The sequence below is a fragment of the Streptomyces sp. NPDC017225 genome (assembly GCF_044331465.1).
Classification (GTDB): Bacteria; Actinomycetota; Actinomycetes; order Streptomycetales; family Streptomycetaceae; genus Streptomyces.
The window spans coordinates 88,360-110,116 of record NZ_JBIRNE010000022.1 but is presented as its reverse complement, the minus strand read 5'-3'; the positions used below and the strand labels follow the sequence as shown (position 1 = coordinate 110,116).

General features: G+C 72.9%; 11 protein-coding genes. 1 reads left to right on the top strand and 10 read right to left on the bottom strand.

Annotation, left to right across the window (positions count from 1 at the left end):
• Nucleotides 1–2 precede the first annotated feature (2 nt).
• From glgB to ACH4NX_RS33090, 4 genes are all read right to left on the bottom strand, one after another.
• Nucleotides 3–2,417, bottom strand: coding sequence for a 1,4-alpha-glucan branching enzyme (gene glgB / locus ACH4NX_RS33105; protein WP_398129745.1), 2,415 nt, complete (start codon nucleotides 2,415–2,417; stop codon nucleotides 3–5).
• A gap of 64 nt (nucleotides 2,418–2,481) precedes the next feature.
• Complete coding sequence (locus ACH4NX_RS33100) at nucleotides 2,482–3,876, bottom strand: phosphotransferase (protein WP_398129744.1); 1,395 nt, start codon at nucleotides 3,874–3,876, stop codon at nucleotides 2,482–2,484.
• Nucleotides 3,877–3,975: 99 nt separating this feature from the next.
• Nucleotides 3,976–5,694 (bottom strand): maltose alpha-D-glucosyltransferase, encoded by a 1,719-nt coding sequence (gene treS, locus ACH4NX_RS33095; protein WP_351390138.1) that lies wholly within the window; start codon nucleotides 5,692–5,694, stop codon nucleotides 3,976–3,978.
• Complete coding sequence (locus ACH4NX_RS33090; RefSeq protein WP_398129743.1) at nucleotides 5,691–7,766, bottom strand: alpha-1,4-glucan--maltose-1-phosphate maltosyltransferase; 2,076 nt, start codon at nucleotides 7,764–7,766, stop codon at nucleotides 5,691–5,693. Before ACH4NX_RS33090 ends, treS begins: the two co-directional genes overlap by 4 nt.
• Nucleotides 7,767–8,075: 309 nt before the next feature.
• Here ACH4NX_RS33090 and ACH4NX_RS33085 point away from each other — a divergent pair, with 309 nt between their 5' ends.
• Nucleotides 8,076–10,694, top strand: a complete 2,619-nt coding sequence (locus tag ACH4NX_RS33085; RefSeq protein ID WP_398129742.1) for a glycosyltransferase family 1 protein — start codon at nucleotides 8,076–8,078, stop codon at nucleotides 10,692–10,694.
• 40 nt (nucleotides 10,695–10,734) lie between these two features.
• On the opposite strand, the gene ACH4NX_RS33080 is transcribed toward ACH4NX_RS33085, so the two are convergent.
• The 6 genes from ACH4NX_RS33080 to ACH4NX_RS33055 form a co-directional block, all read right to left on the bottom strand.
• On the bottom strand, nucleotides 10,735–11,244 hold the full coding sequence (locus ACH4NX_RS33080; protein ID WP_351400182.1) for a DUF1990 domain-containing protein: 510 nt from the start codon (nucleotides 11,242–11,244) through the stop codon (nucleotides 10,735–10,737).
• A gap of 123 nt (nucleotides 11,245–11,367) precedes the next feature.
• On the bottom strand, nucleotides 11,368–13,428 hold the full coding sequence (locus ACH4NX_RS33075; RefSeq protein WP_398129741.1) for a M4 family metallopeptidase: 2,061 nt from the start codon (nucleotides 13,426–13,428) through the stop codon (nucleotides 11,368–11,370).
• Nucleotides 13,429–13,744: 316 nt separating this feature from the next.
• Complete coding sequence (locus ACH4NX_RS33070) at nucleotides 13,745–15,514, bottom strand: ABC transporter ATP-binding protein (RefSeq protein ID WP_351400184.1); 1,770 nt, start codon at nucleotides 15,512–15,514, stop codon at nucleotides 13,745–13,747.
• The gene (locus ACH4NX_RS33065; RefSeq protein ID WP_398129740.1) at nucleotides 15,511–17,664 is read right to left on the bottom strand and encodes an ABC transporter transmembrane domain-containing protein; all 2,154 of its coding nucleotides are present in this window, start codon (nucleotides 17,662–17,664) and stop codon (nucleotides 15,511–15,513) included. Before ACH4NX_RS33065 ends, ACH4NX_RS33070 begins: the two co-directional genes overlap by 4 nt.
• 49 nt (nucleotides 17,665–17,713) lie before the next feature.
• On the bottom strand, nucleotides 17,714–19,588 hold the full coding sequence (locus tag ACH4NX_RS33060) for an ABC transporter ATP-binding protein (protein WP_398129739.1): 1,875 nt from the start codon (nucleotides 19,586–19,588) through the stop codon (nucleotides 17,714–17,716).
• Complete coding sequence (locus ACH4NX_RS33055; protein WP_398129738.1) at nucleotides 19,585–21,522, bottom strand: ABC transporter ATP-binding protein; 1,938 nt, start codon at nucleotides 21,520–21,522, stop codon at nucleotides 19,585–19,587. The genes ACH4NX_RS33060 and ACH4NX_RS33055 overlap by 4 nt, the downstream gene beginning before the upstream one ends.
• Nucleotides 21,523–21,757: the final 235 nt, after the last annotated feature.

Sequence of the window (21,757 nt, the reverse complement as noted above, 5' to 3'; positions counted from 1 at the left end):
TCTCAGGCCGGACGCAGCCACACCGTCGCCAGGGGCGGCAGGGTCAGCCGGACGCTCGCCGGCCGGCCGTGCCACCCCTGCGGCTCCGGCTTGACCGGGTCCGGGTTGCCCACGTCGCCGCCGCCGTACCGCGCGGCGTCGGTGTTGAGCACCTCGTGCCAGGCGGGTACGTCGTCGGGGACGCCGAGGCGGTAGTCGGCGCGGACGACCGGGGCGAAGTTGGACACCGCGAGCAGCGGGGTGCCGTCGGCGTCCAGCCGCAGGAAGGCGAGGACGTTGTCCTCGGCCGCGTCCCCGACCACCCAGGCGAAACCGGAGGGGTGGGTGTCGCGCTGCCACAGCGCCGGCGTGGCCCGGTAGACGGTGTTCAGGTCGCGGACCAGGTCCAGCACCCCCCGGTGGTCCGCCGCCGCCCCGTACCGCGGGTCGAGCAGCCACCAGTCGGGGCCGTGCGCCTCGGACCACTCCGCGCCCTGCGCGAACTCCTGCCCCATGAAGAGCAGCTGCTTGCCGGGGTGGGCCCACATGAAGCCCAGGTACGCCCGCTCGCCCGCACGCTGCTGCCACCAGTCGCCCGGCATCTTCGAGACCAGCGACTTCTTGCCGTGCACCACCTCGTCGTGGGATATCGGCAGCACGTAGTTCTCGCTGTACGCGTACACCATGGAGAAGGTCATCTCGCCGTGGTGGTACTTGCGGTGCACCGGCTCGTGGCTCATGTACGTCAGCGAGTCGTGCATCCAGCCCATGTTCCACTTCAGGCCGAAACCGAGCCCGCCGAAGCCGCTGGGGCCCTTGTGGTGGGTGGCGCGGGTGACGCCGTCCCAGGCCGTCGACTCCTCGGCCACGGTCACGACACCGGGCACCCGCCGGTACACCGTCGCGTTCATCTCCTGGAGGAACGCCACCGCGTCCGGGTTCTCCCGGCCGCCGTGCTCGTTCGGCGTCCACTGGCCCGGCTCGCGCGAGTAGTCCAGGTAGAGCATCGAGGCGACCGCGTCGACGCGCAGCCCGTCGATGTGGAACTCCTCGCACCAGTACACGGCGTTCGCCACCAGGAAGTTGCGCACCTCCCGCCGCCCGAAGTCGAACTCCAGCGTGCCCCAGTCCGGGTGCGCGGCCCGCAGCGGGTCGGAGTGCTCGTACAGCGGGCGGCCGTCGAACTCGGCCAGCGCCCAGTCGTCGCGCGGGAAGTGCGCCGGCACCCAGTCCATCAGGACACCGATGCCGGCCTGGTGCAGCCGGTCGACCAGGTACCTGAAGTCGTCGGGGTCGCCGAGGCGGGCCGTGGGCGCGTAGAAGCCGGTGACCTGGTAGCCCCAGGAGCCGCCGAAGGGGTGCTCGGCGACCGGCATGAGTTCGACGTGCGTGAAGCCGAGGTCCGCCACGTACGCCGGGAGCTGGTCGGCCAGCTCACGGTAGGTCAGCCCCGGCCGCCAGGAGGCCAGGTGGACCTCGTACACCGACAGCGGCGCCTCGTGCGCGGGCGCTTCGGCGCGGCGGGCCAGCCAGTCCTCGTCGCCCCAGGTGTACTCCGAGGCGTGCACGACGGAGGAGGTGGCGGGCGGCACCTCCGTACGGCGGGCCATCGGGTCCGCGCGGAACGTGCGCGAGCCGTCGGGCCGGGTGATCTCGAACTTGTACAGCTCGCCCGCGCCGATGCCGGGCAGGAACAGCTCCCACACCCCGGTGCCGCCCAGTGACCGCATCGGGTGGCCGGTGCCGTCCCAGAAGTTGAAGCCGCCGGCGACCCGGACCCCGCGCGCGTTCGGCGCCCACACCGTGAAGCGGGTGCCCGCGACGCCCTCGTGGGTGACCGGGTGCGCGCCGAGCGCCTGCCACAGCTGCTCGTGCCGGCCCTCGCCGATCAGGTGCAGGTCCAGGTCGCCCAGGGTGGGCAGGAAGCGGTACGGGTCCTCGACCTCCTGGGCCGCCCCCTCGTACGTCACGCGGAGCCGGTAGGAGGGGACGTCGCCCAGCGGCAGCAGGCCCGAGAAGAACCCGTCGCCGTCGTCGTGCAGCTCGGCCCTCGGCTCCCCGCACAGGACGGTCACCGCCAGGGCGTACGGCCGGAAGATCCGGAAGGCGACGCCGCCGGGCACCGGGTGGGCGCCGAGTACGGAGTGCGGGTCGTGGTGGGTGCCGGCGAGCAGCCGTTCCCGGTCGCCGGTGTCCAGACGGGGGGAGACGACGGCGACCTCGGCCGGCGCCGCCCTCTTCACCGCCTTCCTGGCGGCCGGTTTCCCGGCGGCCGGCTTCTTGTCGGGTGTCTTCTCGCCGGGCGGCTTCTTCGCGACCGCCTTCTTCCCGACCGTCTTCCTGGCCGCGGCCTTCTTCGCGGCCGGCTTCTTCGCGGCCGGTTTCTTGGCGCCCGTCTTCTTCGGGTCGGGACCGCTGGACGAGGGGCGGGGGGTCACGGGCGGAGCCTCCTGGGCGACGTGGGATCGAGAGGGGGTGTCGAGGGGTGTCCGGGACCCGGCGTCATGCCGGTTCGGGCGTGGACAGGCGGCGTACCGCGGACAGCGGCACCGGCAGCCAGTCGGGACGGTGCCGGGCCTCGTACAGGACCTCGTAGACCGCCTTGTCCGTCTCGTGGGCGCGGAGCATCACCGGGTCGGTGCGCGGGTCGCTGCCGGCGACCTCCGCGTACCCGGTGCAGTACGCGGCCCGGCAGGAAGCGGCCCAGCCCGGCACCGGGGCGCCCACCGAGTGCGCGGCGTAGTCGAAGGAGCGCAGCATCCCGGCGACGTCCCGCACCGGCGGCTGTGGCATCCGCCGCTCGGCGAGCTGTTTCGCGGGCTCTCCCTCGAAGTCGATCAGCGACCACTGGCCGGACGGTGAGCGCAGGCACTGGCCGAGGTGCAGGTCGCCGTGGACCCTCTGGGCGGTCCAGGTACGGCCCTCGGCGGCCAGGTCGCCCAGCGCGGTGAACGCCGTGCGCAGTGCGGGCGCGTACGGCCTCAGCAGGGGCACCGCGTGGGCGGCCTCCTCCAGCCGCCCGATCATGCCGTCGGCGAGGTGCCGCAGCTGGCCCTGGCCGAGGGTGACGGTCGGCAGCGCGCGGGCCAGCGCGGTGTGCACCTCGGCGGTGGCCCGCCCGAGCGCCCGCGCCTCGGCGACGAAGTCCTCTCCCTTGGCCAGTTCGCGCAGGGCCAGCTCCCAGCCGTCGCCGGCGCCCTGCACGTAGGGCTGGAGCACGCCCAGCACCCAGGACCGGCCGGCCAGGTCCGCCACCATCCAGCCCGCCGGTGCCGGGACCCTGGGGCAGCCCTCGCGGGCCAGCGCCAGCGGCAGCTCCAGATCGGGGTTGACGCCGGGAACGATCCGGCGCAGCACCTTGAGAATGAACGTATTTCCATACACGACCGACGAGTTCGACTGCTCGGCGGTCATCAGCCGGGGCACCAGACCGGTGCGTATCTCCCGGTCCCTCTCCCGCTCGAAACGGAGCCCGCCGATGCGGGCCCCGGTGCGTAACGCCTCCAGGAGCACCTCGGCGGGCCGGGTGTCGTACAGGGCGTCGTAGGCGGTACGGCCGGCCAGCGGGCCCTCGGTCACATGCCCGATGAGCGCGGGCGCCAGCCGGGGCGGCAGCGCCTCGCGCGCGCCTATGAGGAGCTGGTAGCAGTCGCCGGGCTCCTCGGGCGGGCCGGCGGCCGGCGTGTGCTGCTGATGGGCGCGCACCAGCACGTGGTGGAGACCGACGCGGGCGTCGGCCGGGAGCAGTTCGGTGGCCGCGACCAGCGAGAATCCGGTGATCGGACGCCCCTTGCCCGCGAACCAGCGTTGCCGCGGCAGCCAGTCCCGCAGCAGTGGATCAAGTGACGCAAGAAGGCCTGGCGGACTCGTGACGGTGCGTGTGACGGCTTCCGACATGGCGTCGCGTCCTTTCCCCGGGTAGTCGGGGTGTTACTGATGCGTGCCCCGGGCGGGGCGGCGGAAACCGCCCCGCCCGGGGATCGGGGCCGGTGCGGCCTAAACGGCGTCCTTGCGGAGCCTGAACCAGAAGAAGCCGTGCCCCCCGAGAGTCAGCAGGTACGGGAGGTCCCCGACCGCCGGGAAGCGGACTCCGCCGAACAGCTCGACGGGGTGGCGTCCCCCGAAGGCGCTCAGATCGAGTTCGGTGGGCTGGGCGAACCGGGAGAAGTTGTGGACGCACAGCACCAGGTCGTCCTCGTTCTCCCCGTTCGAGGGGGTCTCCCGCAGGAAGGCCAGGACGGCGGGGTTGGAGGAGGGCAGTTCGGTGTAGGTGCCGAGGCCGAAGGCGGGGTTCTGCTTGCGGATCTCGATCATCCGGCGGGTCCAGTGCAGCAGGGACGAGGGCGAGGCCATGGACGCCTCGACGTTCGTCACCTGGTAGCCGTGGACCGGGTCCATGATGGTCGGCAGGAACAGCCGCCCCGGGTCGGACGACGAGAAGCCCGCGTTGCGGTCCGGGGTCCACTGCATGGGCGTGCGGACCGCGTCGCGGTCGCCGAGCCAGATGTTGTCGCCCATGCCGATCTCGTCGCCGTAGTACAGGATCGGCGAGCCGGGCAGGGAGAGCAGCAGGGCGGTGAACAGCTCGATCTGGTTGCGGTCGTTGTCGAGGAGCGGGGCCAGACGCCGGCGGATGCCGATGTTGGCGCGCATGCGCGGGTCCTTGGCGTACTCCGCGTACATGTAGTCGCGTTCCTCGTCGGTGACCATCTCCAGGGTCAGCTCGTCGTGGTTGCGCAGGAAGATGCCCCACTGGCAGCCGGACGGGATGGCCGGGGTCTTGGCGAGGATCTCGGAGACCGGGTAGCGGGACTCGCGGCGCACGGCCATGAAGATCCGCGGCATGACCGGGAAGTGGAACGCCATGTGGCACTCGTCGCCGCCCGCGGCGTAGTCGCCGAAGTAGTCGACGACGTCCTCCGGCCACTGGTTGGCCTCGGCCAGCACCACCGTGTCCGGATACTGGGCGTCGATCTCCTTGCGCACCCGCTTCAGGAAGGCGTGCGTGGCCGGGAGGTTCTCGCAGTTGGTGCCCTCCTCCTGGTAGAGGTACGGCACAGCGTCCAGCCGGAACCCGTCGATGCCCAGGTCCAGCCAGAACTTCAGGGCGGAGATCATCTCCTCCTGTACGGCCGGGTTCTCGTAGTTGAGGTCCGGCTGGTGGGAGAAGAAGCGGTGCCAGTAGTACTGCTTGCGCACCGGGTCGTAGGTCCAGTTGGACGCCTCGGTGTCGACGAAGATGATCCGCGCGTCCTGGAACTGCTTGTCGTCGTCGGCCCAGACGTAGTAGTCGCCGTAGGGGCCGTCCGGGTTCTTGCGGGACTCCTGGAACCACGGGTGCTGGTCACTGGTGTGGTTCATGACGAAGTCGATGATCACGCGCATGCCGCGCTGGTGGGCGGCGTCCACGAACTCGACGAAGTCGGCCAGGTCGCCGAACTCGGGGAGCACGGCGGTGTAGTCGGAGACGTCGTAGCCGCCGTCGCGCAGCGGCGACTTGAAGAAGGGCGGGAGCCACAGGCAGTCCACGCCCAGCCATTGCAGGTAGTCCAGCTTGGCGGTGAGGCCCTTGAGGTCGCCGACGCCGTCGCCGTTGCTGTCCTGGAAGGAGCGGACGAGGACCTCGTAGAAGACGGCTCGTTTGAACCAGTCCGGGTCACGGTCCTTGGCCGGTGTGTCCTCGAAGGTGTCCGGCACGGGCTCGTTGACGATCATGTGGTGGGTGACCCTCCGATCTGCGGGTGGGACGGTCGCAGAACCGTGCAGACGTGCGCGGGCGTACGGCCCGGCTCCAGGCGCACATAGTTGGCCCTGCCCCAGTGGTAGGTCTCGCCGGTCAGCTCGTCGCGCACCGGCACCGACTCGTGCCAGTCCAGGCCGAGTTGCGGCATGTCCAACGAGACCGTCGCCTCCTGGGTGTGGTGGGGGTCGAGGTTGGCGACCACCACAACCGTGTTCGACCCGTGCCGCTTCGAGTAGGCGATCACCTCCTCCTTGTCCGTGGGATGGAAGTGCAGATCGCGCAGTTGGCGCAGCGCCGGGCTTTCGCGCCGGATGGTGTTGAGGCGGGTGATGAGGGGGGCGATGGTGCGGCCCTCGCGTGCGGCGGTGGCCCAGTCGCGGGGTTTGAGCTGGTATTTCTCGGAGTCGAGGTATTCCTCGCCGCCTTCGCGCAGGGGGGTGTTCTCGCAGAGTTCGTAGCCGCTGTAGATGCCCCAGGCGGGGGAGAGGGTGGCGGCGAGGACGGCGCGGACCTCGAAGGCGGGGCGGCCGCCGTGCTGGAGGTGGGCGTGCAGGATGTCGGGGGTGTTGGGGAAGAGGTTGGGCCGCATGTAGGAGGCGGCGTCGCCGGTGAGTTCGGTGAGGTACTCGGTGAGTTCCTGTTTGGTGTTGCGCCAGGTGAAGTAGGTGTAGGACTGCTGGAAGCCGATCTGGGCGAGGGTGTGCATCATCGCGGGGCGGGTGAAGGCCTCGGCGAGGAAGATGACGTCGGGGTCGGTGTGGTTGATCTCGCCGATGACCCTTTCCCAGAAGGCGACGGGTTTGGTGTGGGGGTTGTCGACGCGGAAGACGCGTACCCCGTGGTCCATCCAGTGGCGCAGGACGCGGACGGTTTCGGCGGTGATGCCGTCGGGGTCGGCGTCGAAGGCGATGGGGTAGATGTCCTGGTACTTCTTGGGCGGGTTCTCGGCGTGGGCGATGGTGCCGTCGGGGCGGTGGTGGAACCACTCGGGGTGTTTGTGGACCCAGGGGTGGTCGGGGGAGCACTGGAGGGCGAAGTCGAGGGCGACTTCGAGGCCCAGGCGGGTGGCCTCGGTGACGAAGTGGTCGAAGTCGTCGAGGGTGCCGAGCTGGGGGTGGATGGTGTCGTGTCCGCCTTCGGGGGAGCCGATGGCCCAGGGGACGCCGACGTCGTCGGGGGTGGCGGAGAGGGTGTTGTTGCGGCCCTTGCGGTGGGTGGTGCCGATGGGGTGGATCGGGGGGAGGTAGACGACGTCGAAGCCCATCGCGGCGATGGCGGGCAGCCGGCGGGCGGCGGTGCGGAAGGTGCCGTGGGGCTGGGTGGGGGTGCCCTCGGAGCGGGGGAAGAACTCGTACCAGGCGCCGTACAGGGCGCGTTCGCGTTCCACGAGCAGGGGCAGCGGGTCGGAGGTGGTGACCAGCTCCCGCAGCGGATGCCGGGCCAGCACCGCGTCCACCTCGGGCGTCAACGCCGCCGCCAGCCGCGACGCGGCCGGTCGGGTCTCGTCCCGCAGCGCGTCGACGGCGGTGAGCAGCACCCGCCGGTCCGCGCCGCCCGGCACGTCCGCGGCGGCGCGCTCGTACAGCCGGGCGCCCTCCTCCAGGACCAGGTCGGTGTCCAGGCCGGCCGGGATCTTGATCCGCGCGTGGCGCCGCCAGGTGGTGACCGGATCGCCCCACGCCTCCACCGTGTACGACCACAGCCCGGGCTCACCGGCGGTGACGGTGGCGCCCCAGCGGTCGGTGCCCGGGGCCAGTTCGCGCATCGGCGTCCGCGGGGCCGGCCGGCCCCGCGGGTCTCTGAGGACGGCGTGGGCGGCGACCGCGTCGTGCCCCTCGCGGAAGACGGTGGCCGAGATCTCGAAGGACTCGCCGGTGACGGCCTTGGCGGGCCTGCGTCCCTGCCGGACCATCGGGCGGACGTCCAGGACGGGGATGCGTCCGACGACGGTGGTGCCGTCGGCGAGAGGGGACGCGAGGGGAGCCGCGGCGGGCGCGGCGGAGGGTACCGAGGGGGGTGCTGACGAGTGGTGCGTGGCGGGCATGACCGCTCCTGTCCGCGTCAACGTGGGTGGGCGGATGACTCTGGGGAGGTGGGTCCTGCGGGGTGCGTGCGGGGTGTACCGCAGGAGCCTTCCCACACTCTTCGGGTGGGCAATCCGGCGCTTTGTTACCTACTCACGCGTATGTCGACACACGCGAGGACCTGACCGGACACCTTCCCCGCCGGAAGATCGACACGCCGGTCGTTATTAGCCCGTCCGGCGAACGCGAACGACGCCGTTCAGGCCGAATCGGAGGTCTGAGGGCGAAGGCCCCGGCGAGGGACACATCACGCCGGTAACGTCGTCGGGGTGAAGGCGATTCGTCGACTGACCGTCCGTCCCGTTCTCCCCGACCCCCTCCGGCCCCTCAGCGATCTGGCCCGGAACCTGCGCTGGTCCTGGCATCCGGACACCCGCGACCTCTTCCAGTCCGTCGACCCCGAGTGCTGGACCGCCTCCGGCTGCGACCCGGTACGGCTGCTCGGCACCGTCCGGCCCGCACGCCTCGCGGAGCTGGCCGAGGACCGGCGCTTCCTGCGCCGGCTGACCGCGGTGGCCGACGACCTCGACCACTACATGACCGGCGACCGCTGGTACCAGGCACGGTCCGGCCGACTCCCCGCCGCCGTGGCCTACTTCTCGCCCGAGTTCGGCATCACCGCCGCCCTGCCCCAGTACTCCGGCGGCCTCGGCATCCTGGCCGGCGACCATCTGAAGGCGGCCAGCGACCTGGGCGTGCCGCTCATCGGCGTCGGCCTGCTCTACCGCCACGGCTACTTCCGCCAGTCCCTCTCCCGGGACGGCTGGCAACAGGAGCACTACCCCGTCCTCGACCCCCACGAGCTGCCCCTCGTCCTCCTCAAGGAGACCGACGGCACCCCCGCCCACGTCGCGCTCGCGCTGCCCGGCGGCCGCGAACTGCGGGCCCGCGTCTGGCTGGCCCAGGTCGGCCGGGTGCCACTGCTGATGCTGGACTCGGACGTCGAGGAGAACGACCTCGGCGAACGCGGCGTCACCGACCGGCTCTACGGCGGCGGCAGCGAACACCGGCTCCTCCAGGAGATGCTCCTCGGTATAGGAGGTGTCCGGGCGGTACGGACGTACTGCCGGCTCACCGGTCACGCCGCGCCGGAGGTCTTCCACACCAACGAGGGCCACGCCGGCTTCCTCGGGCTGGAACGCATCGCCGAACTCTGCGACAAGGGACTGGAGTTCGGTGCCGCGCTGGAGGCGGTCCGGGCCGGCACCGTCTTCACCACCCACACCCCCGTCCCGGCCGGCATCGACCGCTTCGACCGCGAGCTGGTCGCCCGCCACTTCGGCCCCGACTCCGAGCTGCCGCGCATCGACGTCGAGCGCGTTCTCAGGCTCGGCATGGAGACCTACCCGGGCGGCGAGCCCAACCTCTTCAACATGGCCGTGATGGGCCTGCGCCTGGCCCAGCGCGCCAACGGCGTCTCCCTGCTGCACGGCGGGGTCAGCCGGGAGATGTTCTCCGGACTGTGGCCCGGCTTCGACGCCGACGAGGTGCCGATCACCTCCGTCACCAACGGGGTGCACGCCCCGACCTGGGTCGCCCCCGAGGTGTTCCGGCTCGGCGCCCGGCAGATCGGCGTCCAGCGGGCCGAGGACGCGCTGTCCGTCGGCGACTCGGACCGCTGGGACTCGGTCGCGGACATCGCCGACCAGGACATCTGGGAGCTGCGCCGCACCCTGCGCGAGCAGCTCGTCACCGAGGTACGGCAACGGCTGCGCGCCTCCTGGCGGCAGCGTGGCGCCGGGGCCGCCGAGCTGGGCTGGATCGACGACGTCCTCGACCCGGACGTGCTCACCATCGGGTTCGCCCGGCGGGTCCCCTCGTACAAGCGGCTGACGCTGATGCTGCGGGACCGCGACCGTCTGACGGCCCTGCTCCTGCACCCCGAGCGGCCCGTCCAGATCGTCGTCGCGGGCAAGGCGCACCCGGCGGACGACGGCGGCAAGCGGCTGGTGCAGGAGCTGGTGCGGTTCGCGGACGACCCGCGGGTGCGGCACCGGATCGTGTTCCTGCCGGACTACGGCATGGGGATGGCGCAGAAGCTCTACCCGGGCTGCGACATCTGGCTGAACAACCCCCTTCGCCCGCTGGAGGCGTGCGGCACCAGCGGCATGAAGGCGGCGCTCAACGGCTGCCTCAACCTTTCGGTGCTGGACGGCTGGTGGGACGAGTGGTTCCAGCCGGACTTCGGCTGGGCGATCCCCACCGCCGACGGCGCGGGAACCGACCCGGACCGGCGCGACGCCATAGAGTCCGCCGCCCTCTACGACCTGCTGGAGCAGCGGATCACCCCCCGCTTCTACGAGCGGGGCGCGAGCGGCCTGCCCGACCGGTGGATCGAGATGGTCCGCCGGACCCTGAGCCTGCTCGGCCCGAAGGTGCTGGCCGGCCGCATGGTCCGCGAGTACGTCGAGCGGCTCTACACCCCGGCGGCCGAGGCGCACCGCGCGATGGACCCGGACTCCGCCCGTGCGCTGGCCGAGTGGAAGGCCCGGGTGCGGGCCGCCTGGACCGGGGTGAGCGTCGACCATGTGGAGACGTCCGCCGCGAGCGCCACGGCGGAGCTGGGCTCGACGCTCGGGCTGCGGGTGCGGGTGAACCTCGGCGATCTCGCCCCGGACGACGTCGAGGTACAGGCGGTCTCCGGCCGGGTGGACTCCGAGGACCGGATCACCGACGCGACGGCCGTGCCGCTGAAACCGGCGGGCGGTCCCGACCTGGAGGGCCGCTGGCTCTACGAGGGCCCGCTGGCCCTGGACCGCACCGGCCCCTTCGGCTACACGGTCCGCGTCCTGCCCGCGCACCGGCTGCTGGCGTCCGGCGCGGAGGCGGGGCTGGTCGCGGTGCCCTCCGACGAGCTGGCCCAGGCGGCCGGGCTGCTGATGAGGTGAGCACGCCGGTGAGGTGAGCGCCCGGGCGGCGAGGACGGGCTCAGTCCTCCTCGTCGCCGCCGCTCAGCCGTCGCAGGACGGTGCCGCAGCGGCGGGCGTAGGCGTGCTGGAAGGCACGGGCGGCCGGTCCGCCGGCCTTGGCGTACCACTTGGCGGGCCGGCTGAAGGCGGTCACCGTCAGCCAGACGGTGCCGTCGCCGGTCCGGTCGACGACGAAGGCCTCCTCGCCGGACTCCGGGTGGCCGGGCAGCGTGCCGTAGGCCCAGCCGGCCCGGCGGGGTTCGTCCAGGGTCCAGACCACCCGGCAGGGCGCCTTGATCATCCCGGCGAGGGTGACGGTGACGTCGACGCCGGGCGCGGCACGCTCCGCGCCCGCGTCGATGCCGACGCCCATCTCGCGGTGCATCTGCCAGGTCAGCACGGCCTCGACCGCGCGCTGGAACACCGGTTCGCCCTCCCCGAGGCGTGTGCGTACGTGCATGGGGCGGAAGCCGGGCGGGCAGTGGCCCTGCTCGCGGGTGGCGCCGACGTCGTCGTACGTGAAGGACATGGGTCCCAAGAGTAGGGCGACACCCTGGAACCTGGGGTTCCGGGTGTCGCCCTCGGGCCGTGTCGGATCACGGCCCGTGTCGGATCACGGGTCGACCCGCGTACCGTCGATCCGGGTACGGGCTTACGGGAAGGTGAGCCGCCAGGCGTCGATGTAGCCGGTGTCCTGCCGGCCGAGGTCCTGGACGCGCAGCTTCCAGGTGCCGTTGGCCGCCTCGGAGGAGGCGTTGACCGTGTAGGTCTCGTGCACGTCCTCGGCCGGGTCGTAGCCGCTGTTCTTCAGGCGGTACGCCGTCCCGTCGGGCGCGACCAGGTCGATCCGCAGGTCACCGCGCCAGCTGTGCACGATGTCCACGCCCACCTTCAGGTCGCTCGGCGCGTTCCCGGCGCGGCCGGAGACGGTGAGCGAGGAGGTCACCGCCGACCCGTAGTCGGGGATGTTCACGTTCGTGCCGCTCTCGAAGGTCGTGCCGTCGCCGCCACCGCCGCCGTCACCGGGGCGCGCGCCGACGTTGATGCCCGCCCACGCGTGCTGCACCGCCGTGTACTCGGCGCTGTCGGTGCCGTACAGCTCACCGGCCGCCGCGAGGGTGCCGGTGCGGGCGCCCGCGTAGTTGGTGGTCGACGTGAACTTCGTGGTCAGCGCGCGGAACCAGATCTTCGCCGCCTTGTCGCGGCCGATGCCGGTGACCGGGAGGCCGTCCGAGGTGGGCGAGTCGTAGCTGACACCGTTGATGGTCTTGGTGCCGCTGCCCTCGCTCAGCAGGTAGAAGAAGTGGTTGGCCGGGCCCGACGAGTAGTGGACGTCGACGTTGCCGATCCCCGAGTACCAGTAGTCCTTGGACGCGCCGTCCTTGCTGGGCTCGTCCATGTAGCGCAGCGGGGTGCCGTCGCCGTTGATGTCGATCTCCTCGCCGATGAGGTAGTCACCGACGTCGGAGGAGTTGTTGGCGTGGAACTCGACGGACGCGCCGAAGATGTCGGAGGTGGCCTCGTTCAGCCCGCCGGACTCACCGCTGTAGTTGAGCCCCGCGGTGTTGGAGGTGAGGCCGTGCGTCATCTCGTGCGCGGCCACGTCGATGGAGGTGAGCGGGTTGGCGTTGCCGGAGCCGTCGCCGTACGTCATGCAGAAGCAGCCGTCCGACCAGAAGGCGTTGACGTAGTTGTTGCCGTAGTGGACCCGGGAGTAGGCGCCCACACCGTCGCCGCGGATACCGGACCGGCCCTGGACGTTCTTGTAGTAGTCCCAGGTCAGCGCGGCCCCGTAGTGGGCGTCGGCGGCGGCGGTCTCCGCGTTGCTCGCGCTGCCGTTGCCCCAGGTGTCGTCGGGGCCGGAGAAGAGCGTGCCGGTGCCGGAGGTGCCCCGGTTGAGGTTGTACGTCTTGTGGTTGCCGCGCGTGGTGTCGGTCAGCGTGTACGACGACCCGGACTGGGCGGTGCCCAGCGTCACTGTGCCGCTGTACAGGGTGTTGCCGGTGCCGTTGTGGATCGCCTGGTACTCGTAGAGCTTGGCACCGGTGGCGGCGTCGGTGACCACGTGCAGCTCGTTGGGGGTGCCGTCCTCCTGGAGGCCGCCCACGACCGTCTCGTAGGCCAGTACCGGGGTGCCGCTCGCCGCCCAGATCACCTTGCGCGGTGCGCGGTCCGCGGCCGGCTTCTCGGCGCCGGCGGCCTGCGCGGCGGACACGGCCTGCCGCTCGGCCTTCCCGGCGGCGATCCTCGGCGTCACGGTGGCCGGTGCGATCGCCTTGGCGGTGGCCTTCACGACCCGCTCGGTCTTCCCGGAGTCGGTGCTGACGACCAGGTCACCGCCGAGGACGGGCAGCCCGTCGTAGGTGCGCTCGTAGCGGGTGTGCACGGTGCCGTCGCGGTCCTTGACCACGTCGCGGACGACCAGCTTCTCCTTGGCGCCCAGGCCGAGGCCGTCGGCGGTCTTCGCCTTGGCGGCGTCGGCGTCGCGTATCAGCCCGGCGCGCTGGGACGGGGTGAGCTCGACGGACTCGGCACCCGGAGCCGGGGCCGGGGCGGGTGCCGCGGTGGCGGCGCCGGACTGGACCGCGGTGGCGATCAGCGCGGCGACACCGGCCAGGGCGACGGCGGCGGCACGACGGTGCGTGGCGCGGTGCCCGGTGGTGCGGGGGGACGCGGTGTGGGAGGTGCGTCTGTGGGGAGTACTGCTGCTCAACACTGACTCCTTCTGCGTGGCCACGGGTCGCGCGGCCAGGGGAGACCGGTCGGCGGGTGAGCCGGCCGGGCGGTACTGGGCGGTACGCAGAAACGACGTGCCAGGAGCTGGCCGCGGCACAGCGCTCGTGGGCGAAGCTGTGGGGGCGCTGTGGAGCGGCCGTGGGAAGAGTGGCAGGAGAACCCGGCGTCTGTCAGGAGCGCGTCAGAAAGTTCCGCGAAGTTGGCCGGAAATCGTTCGTTGTCCGGGCGTTCATGTTCGATATACGGAGGAGACGCCTCGGTGCGGCGGCGACCGCGTGGTACTGACTGTTCGCTCAGTCGGTACCGGGCTCGGACGACGGCTCCCCGTGCCAGGAACCCCACAGCGCCGCGTACGCCCCGCCCGCCGCCACCAGCTCGTCGTGCGTGCCGAGTTCGGTCAGCAGGCCGTCCTCCATCACCGCCACACGGTCGGCGTCGTGCGCGGTGTGCAGGCGGTGCGCGATGGCGATGACCGTACGGCCCTCCAGTACGGCGGCCAGGGCCCGCTCGGTGTGCCGGGCCGTCGCCGGGTCCAGCAGGGCGGTGGCCTCGTCCAGGATCAGGGTGTGGGGGTCGGCCAGCACCACGCGGGCCAGAGCGAGCTGCTGCGCCTGCGAGCCGTCCGCCCGGTGACCGCCCCTGCCCAGCTCGGTGCCGAGCCCCTCGGGCAGCTCCCGCACCCACTCCTTCGCGCCCACCGCGCCGAGCGCGGACCACAACTCCTCGTCCGTGGCCTGCGGTTCGGCGATGACGAGGTTGTCGCGGACCGTGCCGAGGAAGACATGGTGCTCCTGGGTGACCAGCACGACCTGACGGCGCAGCCGCTGGGGCCCGAGGCCGGCCACGGGCACCCCGCCCACCGTCACCGACCCCTCCGTCGGCGCGTCCACGCCCGCCAGCAGCCGGCTCAGCGTGGTCTTGCCGGCCCCGGACGGCCCGACGACCGCCAGCCGCTCACCCGGCCGCACCGTCAGATCCACCCCGCGCAGCACCTCACCGCCCCGGTCGTAGGCGTACCGCACCCCGGACACGTCGATACGGTCGTCCGCCGGGACCGGCGAGTCGTCCGTCGCCGCCCGCGGGGCGCGCGCCAGCCCCTCCACCCGGGCGAAGGAGGCACCACCCGCCTGGAGCTGCTCGATCCGCATCAGCACCTCGTCGAGCGGCCCGGCCAGCTGCTGGAGATACACCGCGGACGCCACCACCGCCCCCAGGCTCACCGACCCGTGCGCGTGCAGGACCCCGCCGCACAGCAGCACGCCCGCCACGGGAACGACGTAGGAGATCTCCACCGCCGGGAAGAACACACTGCGCAGGTACAGCGTGTGGAACCGCGTGCGCCGCGCGGCCTCCAGCGCACGCCGGTTCGTCGTGACGCACCGGCCGGCCAGCCCGAACGCCTCGACGGTGCGGGCCCCGGCCACCGTGGCGGCGAGACTCTCGGCGACCTCCGAGGTGGCCGCCCCCTCGGCGAGATAACCGGCCCGCGCCCGGCGCAGGTACCAGCGCAGCGCGAACCAGACCGGCGTCAGCCCCAGCACCCCCACGGCACCGAGCAGCGGGTCGAGCACGAACACCGCGGCGGTGAGGAACAGCGCCTGCACGGAGTTGACCAGCAGGTCGGGTCCGGCGTCGCGCAGCGTCGTGCCCACGGCGGACACGTCGGCGGTGCCGCGCGTCGTCAGGTCCCCGGTGCCGGCCCGCTCCACCACGGACGCCGGCAGGGCCAGCGCCCGGTCCACGAACCGCTCCCGCACCCGGGCGAGGGTCCGCTCCCCGAAACGGTGCCCCACGTAGCGCGCCCAACGGGCCAGCAGCAGCTGCGCCAGCGAGCACAGCAGGATGGCGAGCGCCATCCGGTCCACGGCGCCGACCCCGCCCCCGGCACGCACCTCGTCGACGATCCGGCCCAGCAGCCACGGGCCCGCGAGCCCGGCGAGGGCGGCCAGCGCGTTGAGACCGAGGACGAGGGCGAAGGCCCGCCGGTCGGCGCGTACGAGGTGGGCCGCCGCCCGGCGGACATCGGCGCGCCCGGCGACGGGGAGCTGTCCCGAGGACGTCATCGGACCACCTCGTCGTCCCGTGCGACCAGTGACCGGTAACCCGGCTCGGTGTCGAGGAGTTCGCGATGACCGCCGGTGGCGACGACCTTGCCGTCGACCACGTAGTGCACGACGTCCGCCCGGTCGAGCAGCAGCGGGGAAGTGGCGGCCACCACGGTCGTACGGCCCCGGCGGGCGTCCCGCAGCCGGTCCGCGACCGTGGCCTCGGTGTGCGCGTCGAGCGCGGAGGTCGGCTCGACGGCGAGCAGGACCTCGGGGTCGGCCAGCAGGGCCCGGGCCAGCCGGATCCGCTGGCGCTGGCCGCCGGAGAGGGTGCGGCCCTGGGCCGCGACGGGGGTGTCCAGGCCGCCGGGGAGACCGCGGACGATGTCGTCCGCGGCGGCGGCGTGGACGGCGTGGGCCAGGTGCGCGGGCGCCCCGGCGGGCGGCCGGGAGGCGTCCGCGGGTCCGTCGCGTCCGGCAGCGGTCACGCGAGGGAGCCCCACGCCGGTCCTGTCCACGCCCGCGCTGCGGTGTCCCGGGTCGGTGCCGTCCATGCCCGCGCTGCGGTGTTGCGGGTCGGTCCCGTCCGCGCCCGTGCGACGGAGCACCGTGTCGGTCCCGTCCGCGCTGCGGTGTCCCGGGTCGGTGTTGCCCATGCCCGCGCTGCGGTGTTGCGGGTCGGTCCCGTCCGCGCCCGTGCGACGGAGCACCGTGTCGGTCCCGTCCGCGCTGCGGTGTTCCGGGTCGGTGTTGCCCATGCCCGCGCTGCGGTGTTGCGGGTCGGTCCCGTCCGCGCCCGTGCGACGGAGCACCGCGTCGGTCCCGCCCGCGCCCGCGCGGCGGTGCCGCACGTCGGTGCCGCCCCTGCCCCCCGGGCCGGCCCCGTCGGCTTCCGGCGCGCCGAGCACCTCGCGCAGGACGCCCGCGAACAGGTCGGCCTCCGCTTCCGCGACCAGGATGCGATCCCGTACCTGTCCGAGCGGCACCCCGGTCAGCGGCACCCCGCCCCACGTGACGTCGGAGGGCGTGTAGCGGCCGAGGCGGTCGATCACCGCGGCGGCGTCGGCCGGCCGGGCGCCGGCCAGCGCGGTCAGGCGGCCCGGCAGTACGCGGACCCCGGAGGCCGGGTCGTGCAGGACCGCGGGCTCCGCGGGGGCGTCGAGGGTGCCGTCGTCCGGTTCGGGCTCCAGCCGCAGGAACGCGACGACACGGCGGGAGGCCACCACCCCCTGGTTGAGCTGCTGGGCCATCTCGATGAGGAACGCCACCGGCCACCCCAGCGCCACCACGTACCCGTACACCGCCACCAGCTCACCCACGCTGATCCGCCCCTGCACGGCCAGCCGGGCGCCCAGCCAGGTCACCAGCCCCAGGAACAGCGTCGGCAGGCCCAGACCGAGGGCCTGGATCCAGCTGGTCACCGCCCCGACCCGGTAACCCTGCTCGCGCAGCCGCCCCGAGTCCCGGCGGAACGCGTCCGCGACCAGACCCTTGCCGCCCAGCCCGTTCAGCACCCGCAGCCCGCCCGCGAGGTCGCCGATCCGGGCGGTCAGTACGGCCTGCCGCTCCCGGTACTCGGTCTCCGTGCCCTGCAACCGCCCCATGAGCGGTCCCATCAGTACGCCGATCACCGGCACCCCGAGCAGCACCACCAGGGCGAGCCGGGGTGACACCGACAGCATCAGCCCGCCGACCGCGGCGTAGGCGACGACCGCGCCGACACCCGGCCCCACGGCGGTCAGGGCCCTGCTGATCGTCTGCACGTCCCCGACCCCGATGGTGACGACCTCACCGGCGCCCACCTGCCGGCGCAGCGCCGCACCGAGCCGCGTGGCGTGCCCGACGACCACCTTGACCGTGCGGAAGTTGGCGTCCATCCGCACCCGTGTCATGGTCCGGTGCCGCATGACGCCCAGCCAGGCGTTGAACGCCCCGACGGCGACCAGCGCACCCGTCCAGCCCGCCAGCGCGCCCAGGTCACCGGGGACCAGGCCGTGGTCGACCGCCCGGGCCATCAGGTACGGCGTCGCCGCCAGCAGCACCATCCAGACGCTGGCGAACACCGCCCCCGCCAGGCACCGCGGCCACTGCCGCGTCACCAGCCACCCCAGGTAGCGCCAGCCGCCCCGGCGGTCGGGCGTGCCGGGATCCTCGTACGCGTCGATCATCGCTGCCTCCCCCGGCGGCGTCCCGCACGGACCTCTCGGACCGCCGCCCTCACGCCAGACTGTCCCGCCAGGCCCGGTGCAGGTCCGCGAAGCGCCCCGTACCGGCGATCAGCCCGGCCGGTGCGCCGTCCTCCACGATCCGGCCGTGCTCCATCACCAGCACCCGGTCGGCGATCTCCACGGTGGACAGCCGGTGCGCGATCACGACCGCCGTACGGCCCTTCAGCACCGTCGCCATCGCCCGCTGCACCGCCCGCTCGCCGGGGACGTCCAGCGAGCTGGTCGCCTCGTCCAGGATCAGCACCGCCGGGTCGGCGAGCAGCGCCCGCGCGAACGCCACGAGTTGCCGTTGCCCGGCGGAGATCCGGCCGCCCCGCTTGCGGACGTCGGTGTCGTAGCCGTCAGGCAGCGCGGCGACGAAGTCGTGGGCGCCGATCGCCTTCGCGGCCCGCTCGATCTCCTCCCGCGTGGCCTCCGTACGGCCGATGGCGATGTTCTCGGCGACCGTCCCGGAGAACAGGAACGCCTCCTGCGTCACCATCACCACCCCGCGCCGCAGTTCGGGCACGGCCAGGTCGCGCAGGTCCGTGCCGTCCAGCAGGACCCGCCCGTCGGAGGGGTCGTAGAACCGGGCGAGCAGCTTGGCCAGCGTCGACTTGCCCGCGCCCGTCGAGCCCACGACGGCGACCGTCTGCCCGGCCGGGATCGTCAGGTCGAAGCGGGGCAGCACCTCACCGCCGGTGCGGTAGCCGAAGCGGACCGCGTCGAAGACGACCTCGCGCCCGGGGTGTTCGGACTTCAGCGGCGGCAGTTCCTTCGGCGCGGCCGGCTCGGGCACGGACGGCGTCTGGGCCAGCAGTCCGGCGATCTTCTCCAGCGAGGCCGCCGCCGACTGGTAGGAGTTCAGGAACATGCCGAGCCGGTCGATCGGGTCGTACAGCCGGCGCAGATACAGCACCGCCGCCGCCAGCACGCCGAGGGCCAGCGTGCCGTCCGCGACCCGGTAGGCGCCCCACAGCACGATCCCCGCGACGGCCGTGTTGGCGACCAGCCGGGAACCGACGACGTAACGGGCCATCTCCAGCAGCGCGTTGCCGTTCGTCCGCTCGTGGTGCCGGTTCAGTACGGCGAAGTCGGCGTCGTTGGCGGCCTCGCGACGGAAGGCGCGCACCGGCCGGATGCCGTTCATCGTCTCCACGAACTTCACGATCACCGCCGCGATCGCCGTGGACCGCTGCCGGTACACCCGCCCCGCCCGCCGCTGGTACAGCCGCACCAGCCCGTACAGCGGCACGAACGACACCACCGCGACCGCGCCGAGCCCCAGGTCCAGCCAGAGCAGCAGCGCCGCGATGCAGACGAAGGAGAGGATGACCGTCACCAGCTCCTGGAGGCCCTCGTCGAGCAGCTCGCGCAGGGACTCCACGTCGGTGGTGGAGCGGGAGATGAGCCGGCCGGAGGTGTAGCGCTCGTGGAAGTCGACGCTCAGCGCCTGGGCGTGGCGGAAGATCCGGTCGCGCAGGTCCAGCAGCACGTCCTGGCCGACGCGGGTCGCGGTGGCGATGAACGCGTACTGCAGCCCGCCCGCGGCCAGTGAGCACAGCAGGTAGCCGGCGCCCACCGCGATCAGTGGACCGTGGTCGTCGTCGCCGAGGGCCGGCACGGCGCGGTCGATGGCGTACGCCACCAGCAACGGGCCCGCCTGCACCGCCGCCTGCTGGAGCAGCAGGAGGAAGGCGGTGAGGGCGACCCGGGTCCTCCTGGGCGCCAGCAGGGAGCGCAGCAGGGCGCCGGTCGCGCCCGGCGGGCTGGGCAGGACGTCCCGGTCGAAGAGGTCGTCGGCCGCGCGGGTCTCCGCATCGGCCGCCGGGTCCCCGTCCTCCGGTCGCTCCCTGTCCGGCGCGGTGGCCGTGGGCGCGGTCATCGGCCGTCCCCCTCCTCTGGCTCCTCGTGCCCTTCGTGCCCGTCGTGCCCGGACATCAGATGGGCGTACTCGGCGTTGGTGCGCAGCAGTTCCTGGTGGGTGCCGACGGCGGTGACGCGGCCGCCCGAGAGCAGCGCCACGCGGTCGGCCAGCAGCACCGTGGACGGACGGTGCGCCACGATCAGGGCGGTGGTGTCCGCGAGGACCTGCCGCAGGGCGGCCTCCACGGCGGCCTCGGTGTGCACGTCCAGCGCGGACAGCGGGTCGTCCAGGACGAGGAACCTCGGTGTGCCGACCACCGCCCGGGCGAGCGCGAGGCGCTGCCGCTGGCCGCCGGACAGGGTGAGGCCCTGCTCGCCGACCTGGGTGCCGGTGCCCTGGGGGAGGGCGTGCGCGAAGCCGGCCTGCGCGACGGCGAGCGCGCGCCCCAGCTCCTCGTCGCCGGCGCCTTCACCCGCGCCCATCAGCACGTTCTCGCCGACGGTCGCCGAGAAGAGCGTGGGCTCCTCGAAGGCCACGGCGACCATGGAGCGCAGCTCCTCGCGGGGCAGGGCGGTGATGTCCCGGCCGTCCAGCGTGATCCGTCCGGAGGTCACCTCGTGCAGGCGGGGGACGAGCGCGGTGAGCGTCGTCTTCCCGCTGCCGGTGGCCCCGACCAGGGCCATCGACTCGCCGGGGCGGATGTGCAGGTCGACCCGGTCGAGGAGGGGCGGGGAGTCGGGGGGCGCGTCGGGGTACCGGAAGCGGACGCCCTCGAACCGCAGGCCGCCGCCGTCCCCGTCACCGCCGCAGCCGTTACTGCCGTCACCGCCGCAGCCGTCACTGCCGCCGCCGTCCCCGTCACCGCCGTCACGGCCGGCCCGGGAGCGGGCCGCCGCAGCGGCCGCACCGGTCTCGACCTCCGCGTCCATCACCTCGAAGTACCGGTCCGTGGCCGTGGCCGCCTCCTGACTCATCGCCAGCAGGAAGCCGATCGACTCCACGGGCCACCGCAGCGCCAGCGCCGTGGACAGGAACGCGACCAGCGTCCCCGCCGACAGCGACCCGTCCGCCACCCGCACCGTGCCCACCACCAGCGCGGCGGCGATCGCCAGCTCCGGCAGCGTCACGATGACCGCCCAGATGGCCGCCAGCAGCCGCGCCTTGCGCAGCTCCGTACCGCGCAGCGTGTGGGACAGCTCGTGGAAGGCCCTCGCCTGGCTGCGGTGCCGGCCGAACCCCTTGATGATCCGGACGCCGAGCACGCTCTCCTCGACCACGGTCGTCAGATCACCGACCTGGTCCTGCGCCAGCCGCGCCACCGCGGAGTACTTCTTCTCGAAGATCGCGCAGGTGATCATCACGGGGATGGCAGGCCCCAGGACGACCAGCCCCAGCGTCCAGTCCTGCACCAGCATGATGCCCACGCCGACGAGGATCGTCACTCCGTTGACCAGCAGGAACGTCAGCGGAAAGGCCAGGAACATGCGCAGCAGCATCAGGTCCGTCGTCCCGCGCGACAGCAGCTGCCCCGAGGCCCACCGGTCGTGGAAGGCCACCGGCAGCCGCTGGAGATGCCGGTACAGGTCCGCCCGCATCCCCGCCTCGACCCCGGCCAGCGGCCGCGCCACCAGCCACCGCCGCAGCCCGAACAGCAGCGCCTCCACCAGCCCGAGCAGCAGCAGGTACAGCGCCCCGAGCCACACGCCGGCCGGGTCGCGGTCGGCGACCGGCCCGTCCACCATCCACTTGAGGACGAGCGGGATCACCAGCCCCACGCAGGAGGCGAGGATCCCCACGCACGCGGCGGCCCCCAAGCGCGCCCGCACGGGCCGCACATAGGGCCACAGCCGCAGCAGGGAGCGTACGGCGGACCGTTCCCCGGCGGGATCCGGCGAGCTGTCCGGCCCGGGCCGCGGAGCGGTTTCCTTGGTGGGCACAGGTGTCGTGGGCATCAGCAGCGAGCTTACGGTTCACCTGCTTCTTGCGAGGAGGCCTCGGCGTTCACGCCGGGGAGGAATCGCATCCGGGTGTCGCGACGTGGAGCGTTGCCGTACCCGGGCTCAGGGCGAGGAGCGCCCGTACCACTGCCGGTATCGCTGAAATGATGTGAATGTGTGTGCCTGTAGTCGCTGGTTGGGGTGGTGGCTGTGGGTTCGGGGCGTGTTTGTGCGGCTGTCGTACGTATGG